The organism is Desulfomicrobium escambiense DSM 10707 (assembly GCF_000428825.1).
Classification (GTDB): Bacteria; Desulfobacterota; Desulfovibrionia; order Desulfovibrionales; family Desulfomicrobiaceae; genus Desulfomicrobium; species Desulfomicrobium escambiense.
In genome coordinates this window covers 331,651-356,524 of sequence record NZ_AUAR01000001.1, presented here as the reverse complement: position 1 = coordinate 356,524, position 24,874 = coordinate 331,651, and the positions used below count along the sequence as shown (strand labels likewise).

At 64.9% G+C, this 24,874-nt stretch carries 22 protein-coding genes; 11 read left to right on the top strand and 11 right to left on the bottom strand.

What is annotated here, in order from left to right:
• Nucleotides 1–86 precede the first annotated feature (86 nt).
• Nucleotides 87–1,211, bottom strand: coding sequence for an OmpA family protein (locus tag G394_RS0101570; RefSeq protein WP_028576151.1), 1,125 nt, complete (start codon nucleotides 1,209–1,211; stop codon nucleotides 87–89).
• Between the two features lie 178 nt (nucleotides 1,212–1,389).
• On the opposite strand from G394_RS0101570, the gene dinB reads away from it, so the two are divergent.
• From dinB to G394_RS0101530, 8 genes are all read left to right on the top strand, one after another.
• Entirely contained in the window at nucleotides 1,390–2,625 is a 1,236-nt protein-coding gene (gene dinB / locus G394_RS0101565) for a DNA polymerase IV (RefSeq protein WP_043774323.1), read from the top strand.
• Between the two features lie 67 nt (nucleotides 2,626–2,692).
• Nucleotides 2,693–3,466: a dimethylarginine dimethylaminohydrolase family protein gene (locus tag G394_RS0101560; RefSeq protein ID WP_028576149.1), complete on the top strand. Its 774-nt coding sequence runs from the start codon at nucleotides 2,693–2,695 to the stop codon at nucleotides 3,464–3,466.
• A 45-nt stretch (nucleotides 3,467–3,511) separates the two neighbouring features.
• Nucleotides 3,512–3,676: a hypothetical protein gene (locus tag G394_RS21020; protein ID WP_156902372.1), complete on the top strand. Its 165-nt coding sequence runs from the start codon at nucleotides 3,512–3,514 to the stop codon at nucleotides 3,674–3,676.
• A gap of 35 nt (nucleotides 3,677–3,711) precedes the next feature.
• The gene (locus G394_RS0101550; RefSeq protein WP_028576148.1) at nucleotides 3,712–4,533 is read left to right on the top strand and encodes a transporter substrate-binding domain-containing protein; all 822 of its coding nucleotides are present in this window, start codon (nucleotides 3,712–3,714) and stop codon (nucleotides 4,531–4,533) included.
• Nucleotides 4,534–4,603: 70 nt separating this feature from the next.
• On the top strand, nucleotides 4,604–5,617 hold the full coding sequence (locus tag G394_RS0101545; protein WP_028576147.1) for an amino acid ABC transporter permease: 1,014 nt from the start codon (nucleotides 4,604–4,606) through the stop codon (nucleotides 5,615–5,617).
• A 9-nt stretch (nucleotides 5,618–5,626) separates the two neighbouring features.
• Nucleotides 5,627–6,373, top strand: coding sequence for an amino acid ABC transporter ATP-binding protein (locus tag G394_RS0101540; protein WP_156902370.1), 747 nt, complete (start codon nucleotides 5,627–5,629; stop codon nucleotides 6,371–6,373).
• 33 nt (nucleotides 6,374–6,406) lie between these two features.
• Nucleotides 6,407–6,874, top strand: coding sequence for a hypothetical protein (locus G394_RS17495; RefSeq protein ID WP_051306870.1), 468 nt, complete (start codon nucleotides 6,407–6,409; stop codon nucleotides 6,872–6,874).
• Between the two features lie 223 nt (nucleotides 6,875–7,097).
• A complete protein-coding gene (locus tag G394_RS0101530; RefSeq protein WP_028576145.1) occupies nucleotides 7,098–7,910 on the top strand; it encodes an ATP-binding protein in 813 nt (270 codons plus the stop codon).
• Nucleotides 7,911–7,952: 42 nt separating this feature from the next.
• Here the strand turns inward: G394_RS0101530 and G394_RS17490 are convergent, their stop codons facing one another.
• A complete protein-coding gene (locus tag G394_RS17490) occupies nucleotides 7,953–8,945 on the bottom strand; it encodes a DMT family transporter (RefSeq protein WP_043774320.1) in 993 nt (330 codons plus the stop codon).
• A 145-nt stretch (nucleotides 8,946–9,090) separates the two neighbouring features.
• Here G394_RS17490 and G394_RS0101520 point away from each other — a divergent pair, with 145 nt between their 5' ends.
• Nucleotides 9,091–10,545, top strand: a complete 1,455-nt coding sequence (locus G394_RS0101520) for an AAA family ATPase (RefSeq protein WP_028576144.1) — start codon at nucleotides 9,091–9,093, stop codon at nucleotides 10,543–10,545.
• 240 nt (nucleotides 10,546–10,785) lie between these two features.
• On the opposite strand, the gene G394_RS0101515 is transcribed toward G394_RS0101520, so the two are convergent.
• From G394_RS0101515 to rpsF, 5 genes are read right to left on the bottom strand one after another with little or no spacing between them, the layout of a single operon-like run.
• Nucleotides 10,786–12,078: a phenylacetate--CoA ligase family protein gene (locus tag G394_RS0101515; RefSeq protein ID WP_028576143.1), complete on the bottom strand. Its 1,293-nt coding sequence runs from the start codon at nucleotides 12,076–12,078 to the stop codon at nucleotides 10,786–10,788.
• A 36-nt stretch (nucleotides 12,079–12,114) separates the two neighbouring features.
• Nucleotides 12,115–13,563, bottom strand: coding sequence for a replicative DNA helicase (dnaB, locus tag G394_RS0101510; RefSeq protein WP_028576142.1), 1,449 nt, complete (start codon nucleotides 13,561–13,563; stop codon nucleotides 12,115–12,117).
• Nucleotides 13,535–14,044 carry a 50S ribosomal protein L9 gene (gene rplI / locus G394_RS0101505; RefSeq protein ID WP_028576141.1) on the bottom strand — a complete coding sequence of 170 codons (510 nt, stop codon included), beginning with the start codon at nucleotides 14,042–14,044 and terminating at the stop codon, nucleotides 13,535–13,537. Before rplI ends, dnaB begins: the two co-directional genes overlap by 29 nt.
• An 11-nt stretch (nucleotides 14,045–14,055) precedes the next feature.
• Nucleotides 14,056–14,319, bottom strand: coding sequence for a 30S ribosomal protein S18 (gene rpsR, locus G394_RS0101500; RefSeq protein WP_028576140.1), 264 nt, complete (start codon nucleotides 14,317–14,319; stop codon nucleotides 14,056–14,058).
• Nucleotide 14,320: 1 nt separating this feature from the next.
• Nucleotides 14,321–14,635, bottom strand: a complete 315-nt coding sequence (gene rpsF / locus G394_RS0101495; RefSeq protein WP_028576139.1) for a 30S ribosomal protein S6 — start codon at nucleotides 14,633–14,635, stop codon at nucleotides 14,321–14,323.
• Nucleotides 14,636–14,780: 145 nt separating this feature from the next.
• On the opposite strand from rpsF, the gene G394_RS0101490 reads away from it, so the two are divergent.
• Both G394_RS0101490 and G394_RS0101485 read left to right on the top strand, forming a co-directional pair.
• Nucleotides 14,781–17,177 carry an ATP-binding protein gene (locus G394_RS0101490; protein WP_028576138.1) on the top strand — a complete coding sequence of 799 codons (2,397 nt, stop codon included), beginning with the start codon at nucleotides 14,781–14,783 and terminating at the stop codon, nucleotides 17,175–17,177.
• The gene (locus G394_RS0101485) at nucleotides 17,174–18,541 is read left to right on the top strand and encodes a sigma-54-dependent transcriptional regulator (protein WP_028576137.1); all 1,368 of its coding nucleotides are present in this window, start codon (nucleotides 17,174–17,176) and stop codon (nucleotides 18,539–18,541) included. The genes G394_RS0101490 and G394_RS0101485 overlap by 4 nt, the downstream gene beginning before the upstream one ends.
• A 124-nt stretch (nucleotides 18,542–18,665) precedes the next feature.
• Here the strand turns inward: G394_RS0101485 and G394_RS0101480 are convergent, their stop codons facing one another.
• The 4 genes from G394_RS0101480 to G394_RS20495 are packed head-to-tail and all read right to left on the bottom strand — an operon-like array spanning nucleotide 18,666 to nucleotide 24,746.
• The gene (locus G394_RS0101480; protein ID WP_084435186.1) at nucleotides 18,666–20,549 is read right to left on the bottom strand and encodes an ATP-binding response regulator; all 1,884 of its coding nucleotides are present in this window, start codon (nucleotides 20,547–20,549) and stop codon (nucleotides 18,666–18,668) included.
• Nucleotides 20,549–21,952, bottom strand: a complete 1,404-nt coding sequence (locus G394_RS0101475) for a sigma-54-dependent transcriptional regulator (protein WP_043774314.1) — start codon at nucleotides 21,950–21,952, stop codon at nucleotides 20,549–20,551. Before G394_RS0101475 ends, G394_RS0101480 begins: the two co-directional genes overlap by 1 nt.
• Entirely contained in the window at nucleotides 21,952–24,162 is a 2,211-nt protein-coding gene (locus tag G394_RS0101470; protein WP_051306869.1) for a sensor histidine kinase, read from the bottom strand. Before G394_RS0101470 ends, G394_RS0101475 begins: the two co-directional genes overlap by 1 nt.
• 17 nt (nucleotides 24,163–24,179) lie before the next feature.
• Nucleotides 24,180–24,746, bottom strand: a complete 567-nt coding sequence (locus tag G394_RS20495) for a DUF4390 domain-containing protein (RefSeq protein WP_281168252.1) — start codon at nucleotides 24,744–24,746, stop codon at nucleotides 24,180–24,182.
• Nucleotides 24,747–24,874 lie beyond the last annotated feature (128 nt).

Here is a 24,874-nt window from a genome sequence, read left to right as displayed (position 1 = left end):
GAAATGCGTATGCGGCTTTGACCGTCCTGACAACAAAAAGGCGGCCCCGTCAGGAGCCGCCTTGATTGAGCTTACGTCGGGAAGGCTTACTTCTTCTTGTACACGCCCTTCAGCTCGGCTTCGATGCGGCGGTTCTGGGCACGACCCGCTTCGGTGTCGTTGGTGGCGATGGGTTTGCTCTCGCCGTAACCCTTGGAGGAGAACAGCTTCTCGTCCAGGCCGAAGTTCTTGACCAGATAGTCGCGCACGCTCTTGGCGCGGCGGTCGGACAGCTTCAGGTTGTAGGCGTCGGAGCCGACGGAGTCGGTGTGGCCGGCGATCTCAACCACGGTGAAGGACTGCTGCTTCTTCATGTACGCGGCGAAGTCGGCCAGGGCCTGATGGTACTCGGGCTTGACGTTGTACTTGTCGAAGTCGAAGTTGACCATGAGGCGCACGACATCCGGGATCGGACAACCGTTGGAGTCGACGGCCAGGCCCTTGATGGTGTCGGGGCACTTGTCGACGCAGTTGCCCACGCCGTCGCCGTCGTCGTCGAGGGCGCAGGGATCGACCGCGGCTTCATCGTAGAACACGTCCTTGACGAACTGCTTCAGGGCCGCGTCATCGGCCAACTGCGCGGCGGAAACGCCGACACCGCAGGACTTCAGGGCGGTGATGTCGTCCAGCAGCTTCTGATTGCCGTTGACGGTGTCGGCGAAGCTGATGGTATGGAAGCAGATGTTGTACTTTTCAGCCATGGCGGCGGCAATCTTCAGCGCGGGGGAGCCGTCGTTCTCCTGACCGTCGGACACGATGATGACGGCGTTGCGGCCGGAGGCGCCCTGCAGGGCGGGCTCAAGGGCCTTCAGGCCGTCGCCCAGCGGGGTGGGGTTGCTGCCAAGCAGAGTCGGGACCTTGTCGAGGGAGGCGCCGTAGGAGGCTGCGGCGTAGGGTTCGAGGCCCTGGATCGGTTTTGCGTAAGAAGCGAGGCTGAGACCGCCGTTGTAGCCCAGCTCGGGGATCATGGCGTTCATGCGTTCGAGGATGCTCTTGGCCAGAACGATTTTCTTGTCCTTGGTTCCTACGTACTTTTCATCCATGGAGCCCGAACGGTCCACGAGGATGATGAAATTGTCCACTTTCTTCACATACTTCTCGGCGGCGAGGCCGTTTGAAACGGCGAACGCCACCAGCACCAGACTCAAAAGGATCAGCTTTGTTGCTTTCATAGGCTCACTCCCCTGTTTGCGGTTCCGTTTGAAATAATGAATCACCAATACACCTATGGATTTCATTATTATGTTTTTTACAGTTTGTTGTCAAAGCCCCTCACAGGAGAAATGAAAATTCCCTACCTTCGTGAACGGAGTTGACCGGCATTGCGACTCGGGGGAATATCGTATTCCGATGACGGACATACACCCCAATCAATCGCCCGAGCGGATCATCCTGCACCTCGACATGGACGCGTTCTTCACTTCCGTGGAACAGGCGGACAACCCGGAACTGCGCGGCAAGCCCGTGGTCATCGGCCAGTCCCTGCGCGGCGTGGCCTCGGCGGCGTCCTACGAAGCCAGACGCTACGGGGTGCGCTCGGCCATGCCCATCGTGCAAGCCAGAAAGCTTTGCCCCCACGCCATTTTCCTGCCTGGGCGCATGTCCCGCTACCGGGAGGTTTCGGAACAGATCATGGACGTCATGCGGGGCATCTGCCCTGTCGTCGAGCAGGCCTCGGTGGACGAGGCCTACGCGGACGTGAGCGGCACGCGCCGCGTCCTGGGCCCTCCCGAGGATTTGGCGCGACGGCTCAAGTCCGAAATTCTGGAACGAACCGGATTGACGTGCTCCGTAGGCATCGCCCCTAACAAGTTCCTGGCCAAGATCGCCTCGGACTGGAACAAGCCCGACGGTCTGACCGTCATCCGGTCGTCCGACGTCCACGCCTTCCTGCACGACCTGCCCCTGGGCAAAATTCCGGGGGTGGGGCCGCGCATGCTCGAAGAGCTCGCCCACATCGGGGTGAAGAACGTGTCCGACGTTCTGGCTCACCCGCGTGATCATTGGGAGCGGAGCCTGGGCCGGCGTGGCGCGTTCCTGCACGACCGGGCGCTGGGCCTCGACGACTCTCCCGTAGTGCCGCACAGCGACGCCAAGTCCTGCAGCGCCGAGAACACCCTGGATCGCGACACCCTTGACCGGGCGCTGCTGGAGCGCTGGCTCCTGACACAGGCCGAGCGCGTCGGGCGGGAGCTGCGGTCCATGGCCAAGAAAGGGCTGACGGTCACCCTCAAGATCAAGTTCCACGACTTCACGGCCATCACCCGCAGCAAAACCCTGCTCAGGCCCACGGACATCACGGCGGAGATTTACCAGGCCGCGCGCCGCCTCCTGGCCGCCGAAAAACTGCCCAAGCCCGTGCGGCTCATCGGCCTGGGCGTGTCCAATTTCCGGGCAGTGCAGGCCGCACTTCCCTTGGCGGAAGATTCCGGCCGGGGACGCGACCGACAGTTGGACCAGACCATGGACCGCATCCGGGACAAATTCGGGTCCAAGATCATCCGGCGGGCCGACACCGCGTCCAGGGAAGCCGAAGCCGTCGAGGATCTCCTGTCCCGAAAGAACCGCATTTCCGACGACGAATAATGCTTGCCAAAGAAGATTTTTCTTGCTTGGAAGTCCGGATTCGAACTTCAAGCAGGAAGGATACCAGATGTTTTCCCACGCCATCACCCGCGTTCCCGGCCCGGACTATCCCCTGGGCCTGACCACCTCCGCCGCGGCCGCTCCGGACATGGACCTGACCCTGTCCCAGCACGCCGCCTACGTCGACTGCCTGCGCTCCCTGGGCCTCGCGGTCGATGTGTTGCCCGCGACCCCCGGCTTCCCGGACGCCTGCTTCGTGGAGGACACGGCCGTGGTCGTGCGCGAGGTGGCCGTCATCACCCGTCCCGGCGCGCCGTCACGCGCTGGCGAGACGACCCATATCGAGGAGGCCCTGTCCGCCTACCGTTCCCTGGCCCGCATCGAGGCACCCGGCACCCTGGACGGCGGCGACATCCTGCAGGTCGGCAAACGCTTCTTCATCGGCGTCTCAGACCGCACCAACGACGAGGGAGCGCGCCAGCTCGCCGCCATCCTGGGCGCCCACGGCTACGCGAGCGACGTCATTCGGGTCGCGGCTGGACTGCACCTCAAGTCGAGCCTCAACTATGTCGGCGCGGACACCATGCTGGTCACGGCGGACTTCGCCGGCCACCCGGCCATCGAGGGCTATCGGCAGATCGTCTGCCCCGAGGGCGAGGAGTACGCGGCCAACACCCTGCTCGTGAACGGCACCCTGATCATGCCCACGGGCTACGCCCGCACCCGCGAACTGTTGGAGCCCCTTGGCCTGCCCATTGTCGAACTGGACACGAGCGAGTACCGCAAGATGGACGGCGGCCTGACCTGCCTGTCCCTGCGCCTCGAACCGGCCCTTCCTTGAATTTTTCGCCTTCCCGGCGTACGGGAAGCAACGCGAGGGAACATCATGGAACTGCTCAAAGACCGTTACAGGCGTGAATTCGTGGAAGTCGCCTGCCCCAAGTGCAAGCAGACCAAGATCATCTGCCTGCCCGAGGAGGAAATCCCGATGTGCGAATTCTGCAAGGTGCGGATGATCATCAAAGAGGTCCTGACCGAGGGCAAATACTGAACTCGGGCACGTTTTCCAACCAACCAGGAGGCATTATGCGTTTTGTGACGAAAGTTGTTGTGGCCCTGCTCCTGACCGCCTTCGCGGCCATGCCTGTTCTCGCCGCCGACCACGAGCTGGCCGAGAAATCCACCCTGAACGAAATCCTGAAGCGCGGCGAACTGCGCGTGGGCCTCGACGCCGGCTACCTGCCCTTCGAGATGACCGACAAGAAGGGCGAGATCGTCGGCTTCGACGTGGACATGGCCAAGGAAATGGCCAAGGCCATGGGCGTGAAGCTGAAGATCGTCAACACCGACTACGACGGCATCATCCCGGCGCTGATGTCCGACAAGTTCGACATCATCATCTCCGGCATGACCGTGAACCAGGAACGCAACCTGCAGATCAACTTCGCCGAGCCCTACATCGTCGTCGGCCAGGCCATCCTGCTGAACAAGAAGCATGAAGGGACCATCAAGTCCTACAAGGACCTGAACGATCCCAAGTTCACCGTCGCCTCCCGCATCGGCACCACCGGCGAGCAGGCCACCAAGCGCATGATCCCCAAGGCCCAGTACAAGAGCTTCGAGAAGGAATCCGACGGCGCCATGGAAGTGGTCAACGGCCAGGCCGACGCCTTCGTCTACGACCTGCCCTTCAACGTCGTCTTCATGGCCCAGCAGGGCGGCAAGAACCTGGTCCTGCTGGACAAGGTCTTCACCTACGAGCCCCTGGGCTTCGGCATCAAGAAGGGCGACCCGGACTTCCTGAACTGGCTGGACAACTTCCTGGCCCAGATCAAGAACGACGGCCGCTACGACGACATCTACAACAAGTGGATCAAGGGCACCGAGTGGCTCAAGGACGTGCAGTAAGCAAGCATACGGGATCCGGCTCAAGGGCCGGATCCCTCGTTTTTACGATTCATCAGCAGCAGGACGGATAATGGCCACGTACACGGGACTCGACCGGCCCAAAAGCAAATTTTACTACCAGTTCTGGAGCATCTTCTTCATCCTCGGCCTGTGCGGCAGCATGGCTCTCCTCTACTTCGCCACCAAGAAGGTGGAGTACATCTGGAGATGGAACCGCGTGCCGCAGTATTTCCTCTATGAGGAAAAGGTGACCATCCGCGCGGAGATGGAAGGCAAGATCGTCTCCATCGACCCGGCCGGCGCCGAAGGCAAGAACGTGCGCGTCCTCGTCAGGGGCGACGACGGCGAGGAGACCCACGAACTGCCCAAGGAGTCGCTCCTGCTCTCCTCGGGCGACCACGTCTACGCCGGCGACAACATCGGCTTCTACACCCACTGGAAGCCGGGCATCCTGGTCGAGGGCCTGTGGCTGACCCTGGAGGTCAGCTTCCTGGCCATCATCTTCGGCATAGTCCTGGGTCTGTTCACGGGTCTGGCGCGCATCTCCGACAACCCGGCCCTGCGCTGGGGCGCCATCACCTACATCGAGCTCATCCGCGGCTCGCCTTTGCTGGTGCAGATTTTCCTGTGGTACTTCGTGGTTGGCACGGTCATCAACTCCATCCTGGCCCAGTCAGGCTTCGGGCAGATTCCGCCTCTGTGGTTCGGCGTCATGGCCCTGGCCATCTTCACTGGCGCCTACACGGCCGAGATCGTGCGCGCCGGCATCCAGTCGGTGCACCGCGGCCAGATGGAGGCGGCCCGCTCCCTGGGCATGACCTACGCCAAGGCCATGCGCAAGGTCATCCTGCCCCAGGCCTTCCGGCGCATCCTGCCGCCCCTGGCCGGCCAGTTCATCAGCCTGGTCAAGGACTCCTCGCTTTTGGGCGTGCTGTCCATCCGCGAACTGACCAAGGCCTCGCGCGAGGTCGTGTCCTCCTCCCTACAGCCCTTCGAGATCTGGATCGTGTGCGCGATCCTGTACCTGATCCTGACCTTCACCCTGTCCATGTTCGTGCAGTATCTCGAACGCAAGGCCATCTAGAGGAACACCATGCACACGCCCCCCATCATCGACGTCCAGAGCATCGACAAGTTCTTCTACACCCCCGAACGGCTGCAGGCCCTGAACCGGGTCTCCTGTTCCGTGGCGCCGGGCGAGGTGGTCGTCATCATCGGGCCCTCGGGCTCGGGCAAATCCACCTTCCTGCGCTGCCTGAACCGCCTGGAGTACGCCGATTCCGGGCACATCATCATCGACGGCGTGGACATCCTCGACCCCAAGTGCGACATCAACGCCATCCGCGCCGAAGTCGGCATGGTCTTCCAGTCCTTCAACCTCTTCCCCCACAAGACGGTCCTTGAGAACCTGACCATGGCCCAGATGACGGTGCGCGGGCGCTCCAAGCAGGAGGCCGAGGCCAAGGGCATGGCCCTCTTGGAGAAGGTCGGCATCTCCGAGAAGTTCGCCGTCAAGCCGGACCAGCTCTCGGGCGGCCAGCAGCAACGCGTGGCCATCGCGCGCTCCCTGGCCATGGACCCGAAGATCATGCTCTTCGACGAACCCACCTCGGCCCTGGACCCGGAGATGGTCGGCGAGGTGCTGGACGTCATGAAGAACCTGGCCCGAGAGGGCATGACCATGGTCGTGGTCACTCACGAAATGGGCTTCGCCCGAGAGGTTGCGGACCGTGTCCTTTTCATGGACAAGGGGGAAATACTGGAGGAAGGCGCGCCCGAACATTTCTTCACCGCGCCGACGCACGAACGGACCAAGGAGTTTCTGGGACAGATTCTGTAGACGTGAAACCGCCAACGGCATGAAGGAGCGCGCATGAGCAAGGTGTTGCAGAACCAGCTGGCCAAGACCATCAAGGAACAGGGAGACGTGGCCCGGGACATGGCCATCGCTGAGCTGAAGGATCTGAAGAAGGACCTTCTGGAACTGGAAAAGGCCCTGACCACGAAGAAGACCCCCGACCAGGGCCTGCTCATGGACATCTCCCACGGCGCCTTCGAGCTCTTCCGCACGGCCTCCATCGTCCTGGAGACGGACAACCTGCAGATCCAGCTCCAGGCCGCCGTCGAGGAAGGCCGCGACCTGGAATACCTCGAACGCAAGGGCGCCATGCTCCTGACCAAGCCCGAAGGCTGGCACTGGTTCTCCCCCAAGGGCGAAATGCTCTTTCTGGCGGCCCCCGGCGAAACCCACCTCGCCGCCCAGCGCCTGCAGGAACGAATCAACCGCAAGACTCCCGCCAAACCGGCCCCCAAACCCCAGCCCGCGCCGACGGAAGCGTAAGGCAGGGAAACCCCGGACGCAAGAAAACCCGCCGGACCGAAAGGTTCGCGCGGGCTTTTTCATTTCCAACACATCGAGTTTTACAGAAACACCCTGTAGTCCAATGGAGCTCGATACTGATTTCGTCGAATAACAATCTCCGCGTTTTTGACATGGCTCAAAGCGGCCTTATCACAAAGCCCCTAGACAGGACTCACGCAAACAACAGCGGAGGAGAAAAACCATGATACGCAAGATCATCGAAATAGACGAAGAAAAGTGCACGGGCTGCGGCCAGTGTGTGACCGGGTGTGCGGAAGGGGCTCTGGCCATCATCGACGGCAAGGCCAAGATCGTGAAGGACATGTTTTGTGACGGCCTCGGGGCCTGCATCGGGCACTGCCCCGAGGACGCCCTGCACATCATCGAGCGCGAGGCCGAAGATTTCGACGAGGAGGCTGCCATGGAGCACGTACGCCGCACGGGCGGCGTCGCCCCCCAGGGTCACGGCCACGGCACCGGGCACGGCGGTTGCCCCTCGGCCCAGGTCCAGACCATGAAGCCCGCCCACGGCGGCTGCCCCTCGGCCGGCATGATGCGGATGACGCCCTGTGACCGGGCCAACGTCCCGTCCGGCCAGGTCGGCTCGGCCCTCTCCCACTGGCCCATCCAGATCCGGCTCATCCCGCCCCACGCGCCGTTCCTGCAGGACGCCGACCTGCTCATCGCCGGCGACTGCTGCCCCGTGGCCACGCCGGACTTCCACGGCCGCTTCCTGGCCGGGCGGACCATCATGCTCGGTTGCCCCAAGTTCGACAACGCCGCCGAATATGTGGAACGCCTGAGCCAGGTCTTCGCCCAGAACCGCATCAACTCCATCACGGTGCTTGAAATGGAAGTGCCCTGCTGCTCCGGCCTGTCGCGCATCGTCGGCCAGGCCCTGGCCAAGAGCGGCCGGGACATCCCCTGCACGCGGGCCATCGTGGCCAGGGACGGTCAGGTCAGCGAGGAGAGAATCACGCCCGCCGCGGCGCCCATGGGCCTTGGCAAGCTCTAGCCCCTCTGCAGCGCGGGAGCCGGGGACGGGAAGGCCCCGGACTCACTTCCGGCGCCGCACCGGAGCCATGGCCTCCTTCATCACGCCCAGAGGCTGCGGCAACGCGCCTTCCTCATCGACGCCCTCGTCCGCCACAACGCGGCCGGGGGCGCCGTCTTTGTCAGCCCCGCCCCACTCCTGGCTCAGGACCACCCCGCCGAAGACCACCGCAACGCCGGCCAACTGGGCGGCGTTGAGGCTTTCCCCCAGCCAGGCCCAGCCCAGCAGCATGGAGATGACGGGGATGAGGTTGACGAAGGCCGAGGCCTGCCAGGCCGGGAGCCTGCTGATCCCGAAGTTGTAGAGCCCGTACGCGCCGATGCTGATGCCCACGGCCAGGTACATGACGGCCATGCTCGGACCGGCAGGAAAGGCCTGGGGCAGATCCGTCGAAGGGAGAAAGAGCAGCGGCAGGAAGAACACGGTCCCGACCAGGGACTGCACCGCCGTCAGGAACCAGGGGGAATAGCTGGCGCAGAGCTTCTTCATGCTGACCGTATACCCGGCCGCACAGAGCATGGCCGCGAGCTCCAGGAAATTGCCGAGCACGGGCCGCGGCGCGACCTCGGTGGCGGTCCCGGTCAGGCTGACCCAGGCCACCCCGGCCAGGGCCAGGAGCAGGCCTATCCAGGAGCGCCTCGAAAGGCGCTCGCCCAGCAGGAACCCTGCGCAGACCGCCACCAGGACGGGCAGCGTGGCCGCGACCATCCCGGCCTGGGAGGCCGTGGTCAGGGTCAGAGCCTGGCCTTCGAAGACGAAGTACAGGCACGGCTCGCACAGGGCCATGAAGACCATGAACCAGACGTCGCCGCGTTTGATGGAACGCGGCCGCCACGCTGGAAGAACCAACAGAAAGAGCGCCGCCGAGACGGACATGCGCGTGAAAACGACCACGATGGGGTCGAAGGTCATGACCGCATACTTGAAGGCTACGAAGGAACTGCCCCACAGGAGCATGGCCATGGACAAGGCGAAAAAGGGGAGCGAAAAGGTCATCGCGAACCGCCAAAGCGCGCATAATAGCGGGATATTTCAAAAAAAGCTTGCATAGAATTCCGTCAACACCTAATTGAAGAGGTCAGAATACCAGAAAATTTCAGCATTGGGACAAAAAATCGGATTTCCGGAACCAATCCATCACATGACCGATTCCCCTTTCGACACTGCATCCGGCGCTACGCTGCACTTCACGACTCCGCAACTGGAGGACGTATTCGACTCTGTCCTGCATGAGATACAAAGCCTGCGCCCTTTGAGTTGCGTCATCGGGTTCCCCAAGTCCGGCAAGACGGCATTCCTGGAGCGGCTGAAGACGGCCATCGACATCGAAACGCTGAGCCTTGTCGCATCGACGGAACAGACCCTTTTCCACATCCTGATGCTGCACACGACTCCCGAAGGAGAGAGCAAGCCGGTCCTGTCCAAGCTTTTGCGGGAAAAGAAACGCCTGGTCCTGTTCATCGACAACGCCCATCTCCTCACGGACGGCGACTTTGCCTTCCTGGGGAGCCTCTTCGGACTGGCCAAGCAGCACCAGAGCGGGCTGCAGGTGGTGCTGGTGGGCAACGGCGAGATCGTCCACCGCCTGGCCCGCCCGGAAAACAGGGCCATCTACGCCATGCTCGGCGCCGTCTGGACCCTGCCCAAGCTGACCCGGGAACAATCCCGTGAATACATCGGCTTTTTGCTCGAAAACGCCGGCCTGGCCGCCGACCTCATTTCCAACCCCGAACCCCTGATCAAGAAGGCCGCCGGCGTCATCGGCATCCTGCGCATGCTGACCGTGACCCTTGCGCTGCGGGCGCTCAGCACCAAAGAGGCCTGCAACGCCGAAGAAGTGTTGGAGTGCGCCTCGGAAACCGCCTCCACGATGCAGGCGGCGCCCTCCGCCGCCCCTGCGCCCACCCAGCACATGGGCGCCAGGATGCCGCGCTGGGGCGGGCTTGTCCTGGTCCTGAGCATGTGCGGCATCATCGGACTGCTCGTCTTCTTCCTGTCCTGGCTCATGCCGGACCTGCGCATCATGGACATGGTCTTCAGATCCGGCGACGCGCCGCGCGAAGCGACATCCACGCCACCCGTCCCGCAGCTGGAGGCCCGACCCGCCGGTCCCGTCATGCAGAGCGTGGCCAAGACGGTCTTCCGCAAACGCACCAAGGACGGCCCGTATTCCGTCCAGCTCGGGTCCTTCGCGACCATGGAGGCCCTGCTCCTGCATCTGCCCCGCTTCAAGGATCTGGACCAAAACCTGTTCTGGAACCGCGAAAGCGGGACGCCGGCCAGCTTCTCACTGTTCGTCGGACGCTTCGAAAGCTTCGAGCAGGCCAGGGACTACGGCCGGGAGCACGACCTCAAGGACACGCAGGTCGTCTTCCGCCCCTTCGTCGGCACCATCGGCCCCCTCACCAATCCGGAACAGATCCGGCAGGTGAGCCTGCTGCTGGGGCTGCAGGAACCGCTGAAGGTCTTCGAGCAGGAACTCGTCAGCGGCGTGGAAATCCAGTTCGCCCTGGAGCGTTCCCGCGAGGACGCCCTGAACCAGTGCATGGAAGCCGAAAAGAAAGGCATGTCCTGCGCCGTGACCCAGTACGAATAGGCTGGCGGCACATCCCGGCAGCAGCCAAAATGAAGCCGCACGCACCTAGCGTCACGAGCCGGCGTCATTCCCGCGAAGGCGGGAATCCACAAGCACATCAAAAAGGCATGGATTCCCGCCTTCGCGGGAATGACGCCGAAACGATCCTAAAATCCGGCGCCACCCTCCCGAAGGGAAATACCATGCCTGCCCGCGGGCCTGAATGTGCCCGGAAGAAGATTCCAATCTTGACCGTTCTGCCTATTCCCGCAGATCCAGCACCCGCTGGGCCTTGCCCTCGGACTTGGGCAGGGAGTTCTGCTCCACCAGGTCGATGCGCGCCGTGATGAGGATCTCGTCGCGCAGCCTCGAGCTGATGCGGCTCTGCAACGCCTTCAGTTCGCGCATGTCCTCAACGAAGAACTCCTCCTTGACCTCCACCTTGACCCGCATCTGATCCAGATACCCTTCGCGCTCCAGCACGATGAGGTAGTTCTGCCCCACTTCCGGGATGCTCATGAGCACCTGCTCGACCTGCATGGGGTAGATGTTCACGCCCTTGAGGATGATCATGTCGTCGGCGCGGCCCTTGATGCGGTCCAGACGCCGGTGCGTGCGGCCGCAGGGGCAGTCGCCGGGCAGGAAGCGCGTCAGGTCCTTGGTGCGGTAGCGGATGAGCGGCATGCCCTCTCGGCACAGGGTGGTGATGACGAGTTCGCCGATCTCGCCGTCGGGCAGACGCTCGCCCGTTTCGGGGTCGACGATCTCGGCCAGGTAGGCGTCCTCCCAGATGTGCATGCCGTTTTGCTCCAGGCACTCGAAGGCCACGCCGGGGCCGTTCATCTCGGACAATCCGTAGGAGTTGTAGGCCTTGAGGCCCCAGACCTCCTCGATGCGCCGGCGGATGGCCTCGGTGTGCGGCTCGGCGCCGATGAGGGCCACACGCACGTTCAGGCGGTCGGGCCCGTAGCCGAGCTCCTCCTTCACCGTGCCCAGGTGCAGCGCGTAGGACGGGATGATGTGGATGGCCGAGACCTTGAAATCCTCCAGGAGCTTGAGCTGACGCTTGGAGTTGCCGGCTCCGGCCGGGATGGTCAGACAGCCCAGGCGCTCGGCGCCGTAGTGGATGCCCAGACCGCCGGTGAAGAGGCCGTAGCCCGACATGTTCTGAAAGGTGTCCTCGGCCCGGATGCCGATCATGTGCATGCAGCGCGCCATGAGGTCGGCCCAGGAATCGACGTCGTTTCGCGTGTAGTAGATGACCGTGGCCGAGCCCGTGGTGCCCGAGGAGGCGTGCAGGCGGATCATGTCCGTCACGGGACGGGTCAGCATGCGCGCAGGGTATGCGCTGCGCAGGTCGTCCTTGGTGGTGAAGGGCAGCTTGACGATGTCGTCCGCGGAGGTGATCGCGGTCAGGTCGATGCCGGCCTCGGCGAAGCGGCGGGAATAGAACTCCGAGCGGGCCGCGCGTTCGAGGGTGGTGGTCAGGCGCGTCTTCTGGACGTTGTCGAGCTGGCTGCGCGAGAAAAACTCTTCAGGACAATAGGCTTTCATGACGGCATCCGCAAAAGTTGAGGGTGGCGGAGAAGGTCAGTACGCGCCGCCGTCCTCGGACGGCAGTCCCACTTCCGTGAGGTTTTCGAACACGGTGTACTGGCCGAAATAAGCCAGGCGCAGCATGCCGACGGGGCCGTTGCGCTGCTTGCCGATGATGATTTCGGCGATGTTCTTGTTCGGGTTGTCCTCGGCCTTGTTGTAGGCCGCGTCGCGGTAGATGAAGACGATGACGTCGGCGTCCTGCTCGATGGCGCCGGACTCGCGCAGGTCCGAGATCATGGGACGCTTGTCCGAGCGCTCCTCGACCTTGCGGTTGAGCTGCGACAGGGCGATGACCGGGACTTCCAGCTCCTTGGCCAGGGCCTTCAGGTTCCGGGAAATGTCCGAGATCTCCTGCTCGCGCGAGTCGCTCTTGTGGCTGGAGCGCATGAGCTGGAGGTAGTCGACGATGATGAGGCCCACGCCCTTCTCGGCCTTGAGGCGGCGGCTGCGGGCCCGGATCTCCATGGTCGAGAGGGCCGGCGTGTCGTCGATGTAGATCGGCGCCCGCGACAGGTCGTCGGCGGCCTGGTAGAGCCGGCTCCAGTCCTCGTCGTTCAGATAGCCGCTGCGCAGGCGGCTCAGGTCCACGCGGCCGTGGCAGCCCAGCAGGCGCATCATGAGCTGGTCCATGGACATTTCCAGGGAGAAGACGGCCACGGGCACGTCGTGGCGGATGGCCGCGCGCATGCCCATGTTCAGGGCCAGGGCCGTCTTGCCCATGGACGGGCGGGCCGCCAGGATGATGAGGTCCGACTTCTGCAGGCCCGCGGTCATGTGGTCGAAATCCGTGTAGCTCGTGGGCACGCCGGTCACCAGCTCGCCCTGCCCGGCCCGCGTCTCGAGCTGTTCGAAGACGCGCTGGACCAGGTCCTTGCTGCTCGTGAAGGCGGGCTTGCCCTTGGACTCGGCGATGGAGAAGATCTGCTGCTCGGCCTGGTCCAGGAGGGATTCGGTCTCCTCGCCGGCCTCGAAGCAGCTGGTCAGGATCTCCGAGGAGGTCTGGATGAGCCGCCGGCGCACGGCCTTGTCCCGCACGATCTGAGCGTGGTACACGGCGTTGGATGCCGAGGCCACGGACTCGGCCAGGGAGGCCAGGTAGACGGTGCCGCCGACCTCGTCGAGCTGGCCGCGGGTCTTGAGGTGTTCCGCCACGGTGACCAGGTCGGCCGGCTCACGGCGGCGGTAGAGTTCCTGGAAGGCCTGGTAGATGGTCTTGTGCACCGGCGAGTAAAAGTCCTCGTCGGAAATGACGTCGACCAGGGTGTGAAAGATGTCGTTGCGCAAAAAAACCCCGCCCAGCACAGCCTGTTCGGCTTCGGTGTTGTGCGGGGGTATACGGCGCAACAAATCAGAAGAGGCCTTTTGCAAGGCCTCTTCCGGTTGGATTTGCGTTCCGAGGCGCTGCCCGAACTTATTCTGCGGCGGCTTCTTCGGTTGCATCGGTCTCCACCGCGGCTTCGGTCACCTGCTCGGCCTTGCCGTGCTTGATGACGTTCACGGTGAGCTTGGCCACGACCTCGGGGTGCAGCTTCACTTCAATGATGTACTCGCCCAGGGAGCGAATGCCCTCGTCGAGCTGGATCTTGCGGCGATCCACGTCGACGCCCTGCTCGGCCAGGATGGCCGCGATCTGGGGGGAGGTGACGGAGCCGTAAAGCTTGTCGCCGTCGCCCGTGCGCACCTCGATGACCACCTTGGCGGCCTCGATCTTGGCTGCCAGGGCGGAAGCATCGGCCTTGACGGCGTCGTTCATGGCCTGCAGCTTGCGGCGCTCCTGCTCGAAGACCTTCAGGTTGCCGGGAGTCGCCAGGGAAGCCAGACCCTGCGGCAAGAGGTAATTTCTGCCGTAACCGGGCTTGACGGCGACGATGTCGCCGAGGCGGCCCAGATTATCCACGTCTGCTCGCAAAATGACCTTCATGACCTACTCTCCTAGACTCTGGATTTTTTGAGCACGTCCGTGCTGTGGGTGGCCGTGTAGAACAACAGCGCCATCTGACGTGCGCGCTTGACCTCGCGGGTGATGGCCCGCTGGTGCTTGGCGCAGGATCCGGTGATGCGGCTGGCGATGATCTTGCCGCGATCGGTCACGAAGTCCTTCAGGATCTCGGGGTGCTTGTAATCGAGTGGAATCTCGGGGTTCTCGCAGAAACGGCAGTACTTTCTCCGGGGTGCGAACTTCTTCTTGAAAGACATCTTAGGCCTCCTCGGTGGTCTCGACGGGGGTGTCGGCGAGCTTCACGGTGATGAATTTGAACACGCCGTCGGCGATACGCACGTTGCGTTCCAGTTCGGCCACAGCCTTGCCGGGCATGCTCATTTCCATGCGGATGTACCGGCCGCGGTTGAACTTGCGCACCGGGTAGGCCGTATCCTTGACGCCCCAGTCGTCGATCTTCAGGACGTTTCCGCCCTCGCGTTCGACAACGGCGCTCAGGTTGTTGATGATCTCGCGGCACTCATCGGTGCCGAGCTCCGGGCTGAGCAGGAGCAGTTCCTCGTACCTGGTCATTACAGAATCCTCCTTGTGGGTGGTAGCCCGCCCATTCACTTCGAGCGAGCAAGGAAACACAGACCGTTATTCCCAACGCCCACCCCTGTCAAGGACGTTCGCGCACGGGCTTGAATGCCGCGCCGTTTGGGCATACACCCGCAACATGCCGCGTGTCATCCTCACCGTCCTGCTGTCCCTGCTGCTGTTTCTGGCCCCCGCACCCGCGCAGGCCAGATCGCAGAACGTGCTCCTGCTGCACTCCTACCATCCGGGCCTGTCCTGGACCGACACCCTCAACACCGGCATCCAGGAGACCTTCCGCGCCGAAATGCCCCAGGCCCTGCTGTGGGTCGAGTACCTGGACACCAAACGCAACACCGATACGTCCTACCTGTCCCTGCAGGCCGCCCTGCTGGGGCACAAATTGTCCGAGAGCGTCTTCAACCTCATCGTGACCACGGACAACGACGCCCTGAACTTCGTCCTCGAATACCGCGACAGCATCTTCCGAGGCGCGCCCGTGGTCTTCTGCGGGGTCAACGATTTCCGCCCCGAGCAACTGCGCGGTCAGACCCGCATCACGGGCCTGGCCGAGAACCCGCCCTTCGCCGAAACCATGCGCACGGCCCTGGGCCTGCACCCGGGGACGCGCGAGTTCGTGGTCATCGGCGCGGACCAGTCCATCACCGACCTGCTCACGGACCAGTCCCTGCGCGCCCTGGAGGCGCAGTTCCCCGGCATCCGCTTCACCTACTGGAACAACCTGCCGGCCCAGGAACTGCGCACCCGCCTGGCGCAGCTGGGGCCCGGACAGATCATCTTCGTGCACGGCGTCATGCGCAACGAGGAAGGCGTGCTGGTGGACTACCGCGGCAAGAACCTCTTCCTCTCGACCTACGCCAAGGTGCCCATCTACGGCTTCTGGGACTTCGAGATGGGCACGGGCTGCGTGGGCGGGCGGATGGTCGAGGGCCGGGCCGAGGGCGAACGCGTGGCCAGGCTGGCCATGCGCGTCCTGAACGGGACCGACCCGGACTCCATCCCCGTGGACACGCAGACCCCGTCGCGCTTCATCTTCGACTACATCCAGCTGCGGCGGTTCGGCATCGCCGAATCCCTGCTGCCCGAGGGCAGCCAGATCCTGAACCAACCGGCGCGCTTCTACCAGATCGACAAGCGCTACATCTGGACGGCCACGGTCGGCGTGGCCGTGCTCCTGGCCGCCGTGGCCATGCTCGTCAGCGCCATCCGCCGCCGCCAGGAGGCCCAGGAGGTGCTGCGCCGCCACAAAGAGCAGCTGGAGGAGGCGGTCAGGGCCCGCACCGGGCACCTGCGGGCGGCCAACGACGAACTCGAGCGGGAGGTCGGCGAGCGCATCCGCGCCGAAGGCGACCTGCGCAAGGCACGGGCGCGCCTGGAGATAGAAGTCGAACGCCGCACCAGCGACCTGCTCTTCGAGGTCGAACAGCGCCGCCTGGCCGAGGCCCAGATCCGCGACCGCGAGGCCAAGGCCCGCGCCCTCATCAACGCCCCCACCGAGACCCTGCTGCTCATGGACCAGGCAGGCATCCTCCTCGACATCAACGACACCGGCGCCTCGCGCCTGGGCACCATCCGCGAGTCCCTCATCGGCCAGTCCCTGTTCGACATCCTGCCCCCCGAGCGCTGCGCGCGCCTGCGGCAGGCCGTGGACGCCGTCTTCGCCGGCGGCGAGGCGGGCTCCATCGCGGAATACGGACAGGACGAGGACCTGGACCTGCACATCTACCCCGTCTTCGACGACGCGGGCCGCGTCACGCGCGTGGCCGTGTTCATGGCCGACGTCACGGCCTCGCGCCGCATGGCCCGACAGATCATGCTCCTGGACAAGATCAACTCCCTGGGCCGCATGGCCGCCGGCATCGCCCACGAGATCCGCAACCCCCTGACGGGCATCCACGCCTACCTCTACGCCATGGAGGAGATCTGCGCCGAGCTGACCGAAGACGGACCGGCCAGCGTGCTGCGCGCGACCATCGAAAAGATCCGCAAGGCCGCCGGCAAGATGGAGTCCGTCATCCGCCGCGTGCTCGACTTCTCCAAGCCCGGCACCCCCCGCCTGGAGCTTCTGGATCTGTCGGCCCCCGTGCAGGAGGCCCTGGGCCTGCTGGCCCCGACCCTGCGCAAGGCCGGCGTGGATGTGGTCACGCGCCTCGACCCGGCCCCCATGATCCGCGGCGACCGCATGCAGCTCGAACAGGCCGTGGTCAACATCGTCGACAACGCCGCCCGCGCCGTGCGCCTGGGCGATGGCGAAAAGCGCGTCGAGATCCGCATCGACGCGGCCGAGGACCATGTCCTGCTGACCGTCGGCGACACGGGGCCGGGCATTGCCAAGGCGGACCGGGAGCGCGTCTTCGATCCCTTCTTCACCACGGCCAGCGACGGCACGGGCATCGGCCTGTCCATCGTGCAGCGCATCGTCGCGGACCACCGCGGCGTCATCCGCGTGGCCGAGAGCCCCCTGGGCGGGGCCGAATTCAGGCTGGAATTCCCCCTTCCGGCCCCGGAGCACCCATGAACTATTCCCTGCTCATCATCGACGACGAGGAGTCCATCCGCGACAGCCTGTCCATGACCCTCGGCCGCCGGTACGACGTCTCCACCCGGGCCACGGGCAAGGAGGCCCTGGCCGACCTGGCGGGCCTGAACCCGGACCTGGTACTCCTCGACATCGGCCTGCCGGACTTGAGCGGCCTGGACGTTCTGGACGGCATCCGCAGGCTGGCGCCCCACGCGGCCGTGGTCATGATCACGGCCTTCGAGGACCTGGACACGGTCATCTCGGCCATGAAGCGCGGCGCCTTCGACTATCTGGTCAAACCCCTGCGCATGGACGCCCTCAAGCTCTGCCTGGAGCGCGCCGGCAGCTCCATCCGCCTGGGCAAGGAGATCCGGGAGCTGCAGGACAAGGCCCTGCGCGAGCAGATCCCCTTCTTCGTGGCCGAGAGCGAGGCCCTGACGGACGTGGTGCAAACCGTGGCCAAGGTTGCGGTCAGCCCCGACACGCCGGTCCTCATCGAAGGCGCCACGGGCACGGGCAAGGAGCTCGTGGCCAGCTCCATCCACCACCGCAGCCCCAATTTCCGCGGCCCCCTGGTCACGGTCAACTGCGCGGCCATGCCGGGGGAGCTCATCGAGAGCGAACTGTTCGGGTACGCGCCGGGGGCCTTCAGCGGCGCCGGCAAGAAGGGCAAGGCCGGTCTGGTCGAGGAGGCCGCCGGGGGAACGCTGTTTTTGGACGAGATCGGCGAACTGCCGCCCAGCGCCCAGGCCAAGCTGCTGCGCTTCCTGCAGCACGGCGAGTTCTACCCCCTGGGCTCAACGGCCAAGCGCACGGTGCGCACGCGCGTCCTGGCGGCCACCAACCGCGACTTGGAAGACATGGTCGCCCGCGGGACCTTCCGACAGGACCTGTTCTACCGCCTGGCCGTGGTGCGCATCCGCGTGCCGTCCCTGGCCAGCCGCCGCGAGGACATCCTGCCCCTGGCCAAGCTCTTCCTGCATCAGTACGGCGAGAAGTTCGGCAAGAAATTCACGGCTCTGACGGACTCCGCCCGCCAGGCCCTGCTGCACCACGACTGGACCGGCAACGTGCGCGAACTGCGCAACATCATGGAACGCGCCGCCCTCATGGCCTGCGGCCCGGAGCTGGACGCCGCGGACCTGGGCCTGCGCGACGGATGCGCGCCCGATGAGGAAGCAACCGGCATGACGCCCCTGACCGGGGCGGGCGTGGACCTGCCGGCCCTGCTGCAGCGACTGGAGCGCGATTACTACGAGCAGGCCCTGGGCCTGGCCGACGGGAACGAGTCCCAGGCCGCCAGGCTCCTGAACGTGTCGCGGGACACGTTCAGGTACAGGCGCGGGAAGCTCGGGCTGTAAACGCAGGCGGCCCGCCGGGATGATTCACGGCGGGCCGGGCGGGACCTCTTCGAATGGTGCCGGATTACTCCGGCGGTCATTTCCTCATGAACGGCAATGAGCACGCATGCCATCCCTGGACCTGTCAGACCAGGGCTGCGGCCTGCTCCACGCGCCACAACTCCTGCATGATCTCCTCGCCCAGAGAGGCCGCCTTGTCGGCGCGGGACCGGCGGCAGGCCTGCTCGGCCATCTCCGCCAGGACGCGCACGCCCTCGGCCCGGATGTTTCCGGCCATGCCGCGCAGGGCGCTGGACTTCTGCTCGGCCGTGGGAAAATCCCCCTGCTCCAGGGCCTGCAGGAATTCCCCCACCCTGGTGCGCCCCTCCCGCAGAAAGGTCTGCAACACGTCGGCCAGCAACACCTGATCGTGGTCCAGCTGATCGAGGAGCCGCTCCACATCCAAGGCCTGGCCGCGGAAGTCGCTCTTTCCGGGCTCGTTGGGCTGGACGTACTTTTCGAGGGCCCGGAAAAAGGCCTGGGTGTCCACGGGCTTGACCATGATCTCGTTGAAGCCGGCCGAAGCGCACCTGGCCGCATCGCCGCTCTCGAGCCGCGCCGTCGTGCCGATCACCGGCACGTCCCCGCCCGTTTCGGGGTTGCGGATGACCCTGGCCGTGTCGAGGCCGGACATGCCGGGCAGGTCCAGTTCCAGAAAGACGAGCGCGCACGGGTTGTCGCGCAGCATGCGCAACGCCTCCTCGCCGGAGCCCGCTTCGAGGTGCGCGTAGCCCCCCTGGTCGAGCTTGCGCACCATGAGCGCGCGGCTCTGGAGGTCGGGGTCGACCACCAGCACGATCTTGCGTCGCTTGCGCTCCTCGGCCACGACGTGGCGGGTCACCAGGCCGATGCTGCGCCCCAGGGCGCGGGCCCCCAGAATGAGGCACAGGGCGTCGCGCAGACGGAACTGTTCCACAGGCCGGGACAGGTAGGCGGCGAAACCCGCGGCCTCCATGCGCGCCGCATCCCCCGGCCGGGCCGAGGACGGCAGAGCCACGAGCCTGGCCTCCGCCAGTTCCGGATGCGTGCGGATCGCCGCGGCGAACCCCTCCATGTCCATACTGCCGAGGTTCGAACCCGCAAGGATGAAATCCGGAACCTCGTCGCGGGCTGCGGCTTCGCGCAGCAGTTCCAGGGCGGCCTGGCCGTCGGGGGCTTCGAGGAAGGGGCATTCCCAGAGGTAGCAGTATTCCCTGAGCACCCCGCGCCAGGTTGCGTCCGTGTCCACGGCCAGGATGAGGCGACCGGTAATGGGCTGCGGAGGCGGGAAGGACGACGGCCTGGCCTGCAGCTCGGGCAGGCGGAAGGTTGCCCAGAACACGCAGGAGTCCGCTTCCGCTTCGAACCCCGCACAGCCGTCCTGCTGGGCGGCGAGATCGCGGCTGAGGGCTTGGCACTCGGTATCGGGCTCGATCCGGGCGTCGACGCGCACCTCCAGCCGCACCGTGACCGTCCCTTCCCCGCGTTCGGCCAGTCCGAGGCCCATGGACACGTTCGAACCGCCCGGTGCATGCAGTACGCGGTTTAGGAACCCGCCGGTGATGCGCCGCACAATTCCCGGCACACCCCGGACCAGGCTCGGCACCTCATCCTCCACATTGGCCTTGAAATGGATGTTGCGGCGGCGGGCGTGAATGCGGGACAGTTCGGCCAGGTCGTGCACCAGCACGCGCAGGTCGAAATCGGCCTCACCGCCCAGGGCGCTCCGGGTGTCCTGCCAGGCCATGTCGCCCAGGCTGCGGCGGACCAGATCCATGCCCTCGGCGGCATCACGGATGACCCGCAGGTATTCGGCCTGCTCGCCGCTCAGGCCCGAGTTCTGCAGCAGGCCGGCCACGCCGAGGATGGAGGAAATGGGCGATTCCAGCTCCTGGCGCAGATGCTCCAGCAGGCTCTCCATCCGCCCCCTGAGCCGTGCGCACTCGGCGCAGCCCGACCCCTCCCGTGAGCTTCCGTCATTCGTCGCCATCACTGCCTCCCGAGGCCGTCCCGCTGACGGCCTTCGTCTATGCCGATGCCATAGGTCTTGAGTTTGCGGTAAAGGTATGTCCGCTCCAGCCCGATGGCCTCGGCCAAGCGGGCGATGTTGCCGTCAGCGCGGGCCAGCCCCCGGCGCAGGAAGGCCTCCTCGAACCGGGCGCGGGCCTCCTTGAAATCCGTGACCCCGTCCGGCACCTCGGCCAGGGCGTCCCGGGCCGCGGCGGCGCGGTATTCCGGCGGGAGCATGGTGATGTCCACGTCCCGTCCCTGATAGAGGATGTAGATCCTCTCCACGAAGTTTCTGAGTTCGCGCACGTTGCCCGGCCACGCATACCGCGTGAGCGCGTCCAGGACCTCGCGGTCCAGACGCACGGGCTGCAGGCTCTGCTCCTCGATCATGAGCCGCGAAAAATGTCCGATCATCTCGGGGATGTCCTCGGCCCGCTCGCGCAGAGCCGGGACCGTGACGGGAAAGACGTTGAGGCGATAGTAGAGGTCCTGGCGGAAGCGCCCCTCGGTCATCTCCCTGACCAGATCCTTGTTGGTGGCTGCGATGACCCGCACATCCACCCGGAAGGACTTCGTCCCGCCGACGCGCTCGAACTTCTGCTCCTGCAGGATGCGCAGGATCTTGGCCTGGGTCTTGAGGCTCATGTCGGCGATTTCGTCCAGGAAGAGCGTCCCCTTGTCCGCCAGCTCGAACTTGCCCTTACGCGCCTTGTCGGCTCCGGTGAAGGCGCCCTTCTCGTGGCCGAAAAGCTCGCTCTCGATGAGTTCCTCGGGGATGGCCGCGCAGTTCACGCAGACCATCTCCCGAGCGGCGCGGCGGCTCGCCGCGTGGATGGCCCTGGCCGCGACCTCCTTGCCCGTCCCGTTCTCGCCGGTGATGAGCACCCAGGCCTCGGTGGGCGCGACCTGCTCGATGAGCTGACGCAGCCGGACGATGCCCGGCGAGGAGCCGATGATGACCGGCACGCCTTCGGGGCGGATGCGAGAGCGCAACTCCCGGTTCTCACGCTTGAGGCGGGACAGTTCCAGGGCCTTGCCGGCAGCGACCAGGGTGTCGTCCAGGGACAGCGGCTTCTCGATGAAGTCGAAGGCTCCGTTCTTGAGTGCCGTGACTGCTGTCTCGATGTTGCCGTGGCCGGAGATCATGATGACCGGAGAGTCCACGCCCTTCTCGCGCATGGACACGAGCACGCCCATGCCGTCGAGGCCCGGCATCCAGATGTCCAGGAAGATGAGGTCGAAGTCCCCGTCCAGGGCCATGGCCAGACCCTCGGTCCCGTTGCCGGCCTCGGACACCTGCCAGCCCTCGTCCTCGAAAATGCCGCGCAGCGCCGCGCGGATGTCCCTCTCGTCGTCGATGATGAGAATGGATGCGGTGCTCATCACGCCTCGCTGCGCGCCGACGGCAACTCGATGACGAAGGTCGTGCCGGCGGGCTCGTTGGGTTTGACACGGATGTGGCCGTGATGGTCGTTGACGATGGACTTGACGATGGTCAGGCCCAGCCCCGTGCCGCTGCGTTTGGTCGAATAGTAAGGCTCGAACATGCGCGACTGCTCCTCGGGCTTGATGCCCGGCCCGTTGTCGCTGATCTCGATGTAGACCCGCCCCTTGCGCTTGCGGGAGTAGAGGACGGTTTCCACGCGGCCGTCTTCCCGGCCCGCCAGGATCTCGGCGGCATTGAGGAGGATGTTGGCGAAGGCGCGACCCATGGCCTCGCGGTCGAGCATGACGGCCGGCACGTCCTCGACCCGCACGACCCAGCGGATGGCCGTATGGCTCTCGGCGAAGACCGACACGGCCTCGCGCAGGATGGGCTCGATCTGGCCGCGCACCAGCTTCACTTCGGGCATCTTGGCGAAGGCCGAGAACTCCCGGACCATCTCCTGCAGGTGCTCCACCTGCCTGACGATGAGGCCGGTGCACTGGCTGAAGACGGGGTCCTCCACCGATTGGCCGAACTTGCGCTCCAGGCGTTCGGCCGAGAGCTTGATGGGGGTCAGCGGATTCTTGATCTCGTGGGCGATGCGGCGGGCCACCTCCTTCCAGGCGTCCAGACGCTGCATCTTCTCCAGCTCGGAGATGTTCTCGAAGACAGCGACGATGCCCGAGTCGCTCCCCTCGCTGTCCATGAGGGCCACGGCATTGACCAGGAGCTTGACGGTCTCGCCGTCGACCTCCAGGTCCAGCCGGCGCTGCCACTGCGAGCCGGGGATGCTCGTCAGGAGCTGGCTGACCTCCTGCACCAGGCTGCGGTGTTCGGGCCCGAGGATGTCCAGGGCGGACTTGCCGATGAGCCCTCCGCCCTCCAGGCCGAGAATGGCCTCGGCCGCACGGTTCATGGTCGTGACCCGGCCCGCGCGGTCGATGGAGACCACGCCGGAGGTGATGTTGTCGAGAATGGCCTGCACGTAATGGTTTTTGGCGATGAGGGCCTGATACTGCTCCTGAAGGCGCCGGTTGGCCTCGGTCAGCCCCTGGCGGCTCTGCTCCAGGTCCTCGGCCATGCTGTTGAAGGACTGGACCAGCAGGCCGAGTTCGTCGCGCGAGTCGTCCATGAGGCGCACCGAAAGGTCGCCCTTCGCGATGCGCTGGGTGCCCGCGGCCAGGGCCTGGACAGGGGCGCTGATCTCCCGCGCCAGGCGGAAGCCGAACCAGGTCGCGCCGAGAAAGATGAGCAGGGTCATGAGACCGAGCACCATGTAGAGCGTCATCTTCAGGGGGAACTTGAGGCTGCGGAGCTGCTTGTACTCGCCCACGCCCTTGGCGATGAGCTCCAGGCGTTCCAGGAAGCCCTTCCCCACCTCGGCGCCCACGACGAGATAGGCCGAAGCCGCCTCGTCGACCGGCAGGACACCGACCACGAGGTCCGAGTCCGGGTGCGCCAGGAGCGTCGCCCAGTAGGACGGCTTCCGGGACAGGTCGTCCCACGGCACCTCGGCCTTGACCTTGCGCCACGCTTGGTCCCAGACCGCGTCGGCCTGCCAGCTCCTCTCCTGCAGGGTGGGCGAGACAAGGCCCACCAGAGTCAGCCGGTACTCCCGCGCCTTGGCGCGCATGGCCTCGTCCGCGCCCTTGGCGTTCCAGGCGATGCGCCGCTCCCGCAGGTGATCGAGTATCCCCTGGGCCTTGGCCTCCAGCCCGGACTCAGCCGCGGCGTAGAAATCCTGACCGACCTCCAGGGCGTGGTCCATGGACGTCTCGACCTGGGACTGGAACCAGTAGTCCACCGAGGTCTGCACGAACCACATGGACAGGATGAACATGATGAAGGTCGGGACCATGGAGAGGGTCACGAAGACGAGGACCAGCCGCGCCCTGAGCCCAGAGCCCAGCACGCGCCTTCGCCGGTCGAGGATGAGCTTGATGACGTTTCGAAGGACCAGGAAGAGGACGAGGATGAGCAGGATCAGGTTGACGTTGAAAAGGGCGAAGAAGAGGTAGGAGTGGACGCCCAGCAGGCGCAGTTCGATCCAGGTCAGGATGACGATGACGAAGATGGCGATGACGGCCAGGGTAATTTCCCGCTGCCGCTTGCGGCGTTCCTGGGCGGGCCGCTCCTTGACCGGAATGAGGCGCGACGGGTTATCCATGATCCCCCAGAACGGATTCAGAAATCGAAATCGAACTCATACACGATCTCGGGGACGAGATCCCAGGTGACGAAAAAGAGCGGCTTGCTGACCCAGGCGGGCATGTTCGTGCGCGTGACCTTGAAGGTCATGACCACCCGGTAGGCCGAACCGCGCTCGATCATATCCCAGCTACCCATGGGGACGGATATCCGGGACCAGTAGCGGTTGAGCTGGTCCTGCAGGCCCTGGAACGAAAACGTGTGCGTGCCTCGGCCGTCGTGGACCTGGCATTCGCGGGCGATGGGCTTGCTGGAAATGACGCAGGTGTAGCCGGATTCGGACAGGAAGGAATCCCAGAAGCCGGCCCGGCGGTGGTAGAGCCTGCTCGTGCAGCGCACCTCGTAGTCCCCGCCGTTCTTCAGGGCCTCCATGAGGGGCTCCATGTCGTTGACCACGATGCTGAACCCCACGGAAATCTGGCCTGCCGCATTGTCGACTCCAAGGTCCGTAACGGAGATCGAGCTCGCCGAGACCGCACGGGGCTGGCAAACAGCCAGCGCCAAAAGGCACCAAAAGGTGATGAATATTCTGTTTAGTTGCATCTTTAACGACTTACATGAGCAAAAATAGTCTTTTGCTGTGATTTTTCTTGATTTTAAAGACAGGGCAGGTATGCACCCCTGAAAGATCGAGGAACCCTGGGCCCCGTTTCCGGAAGCCCCCCTGCGCG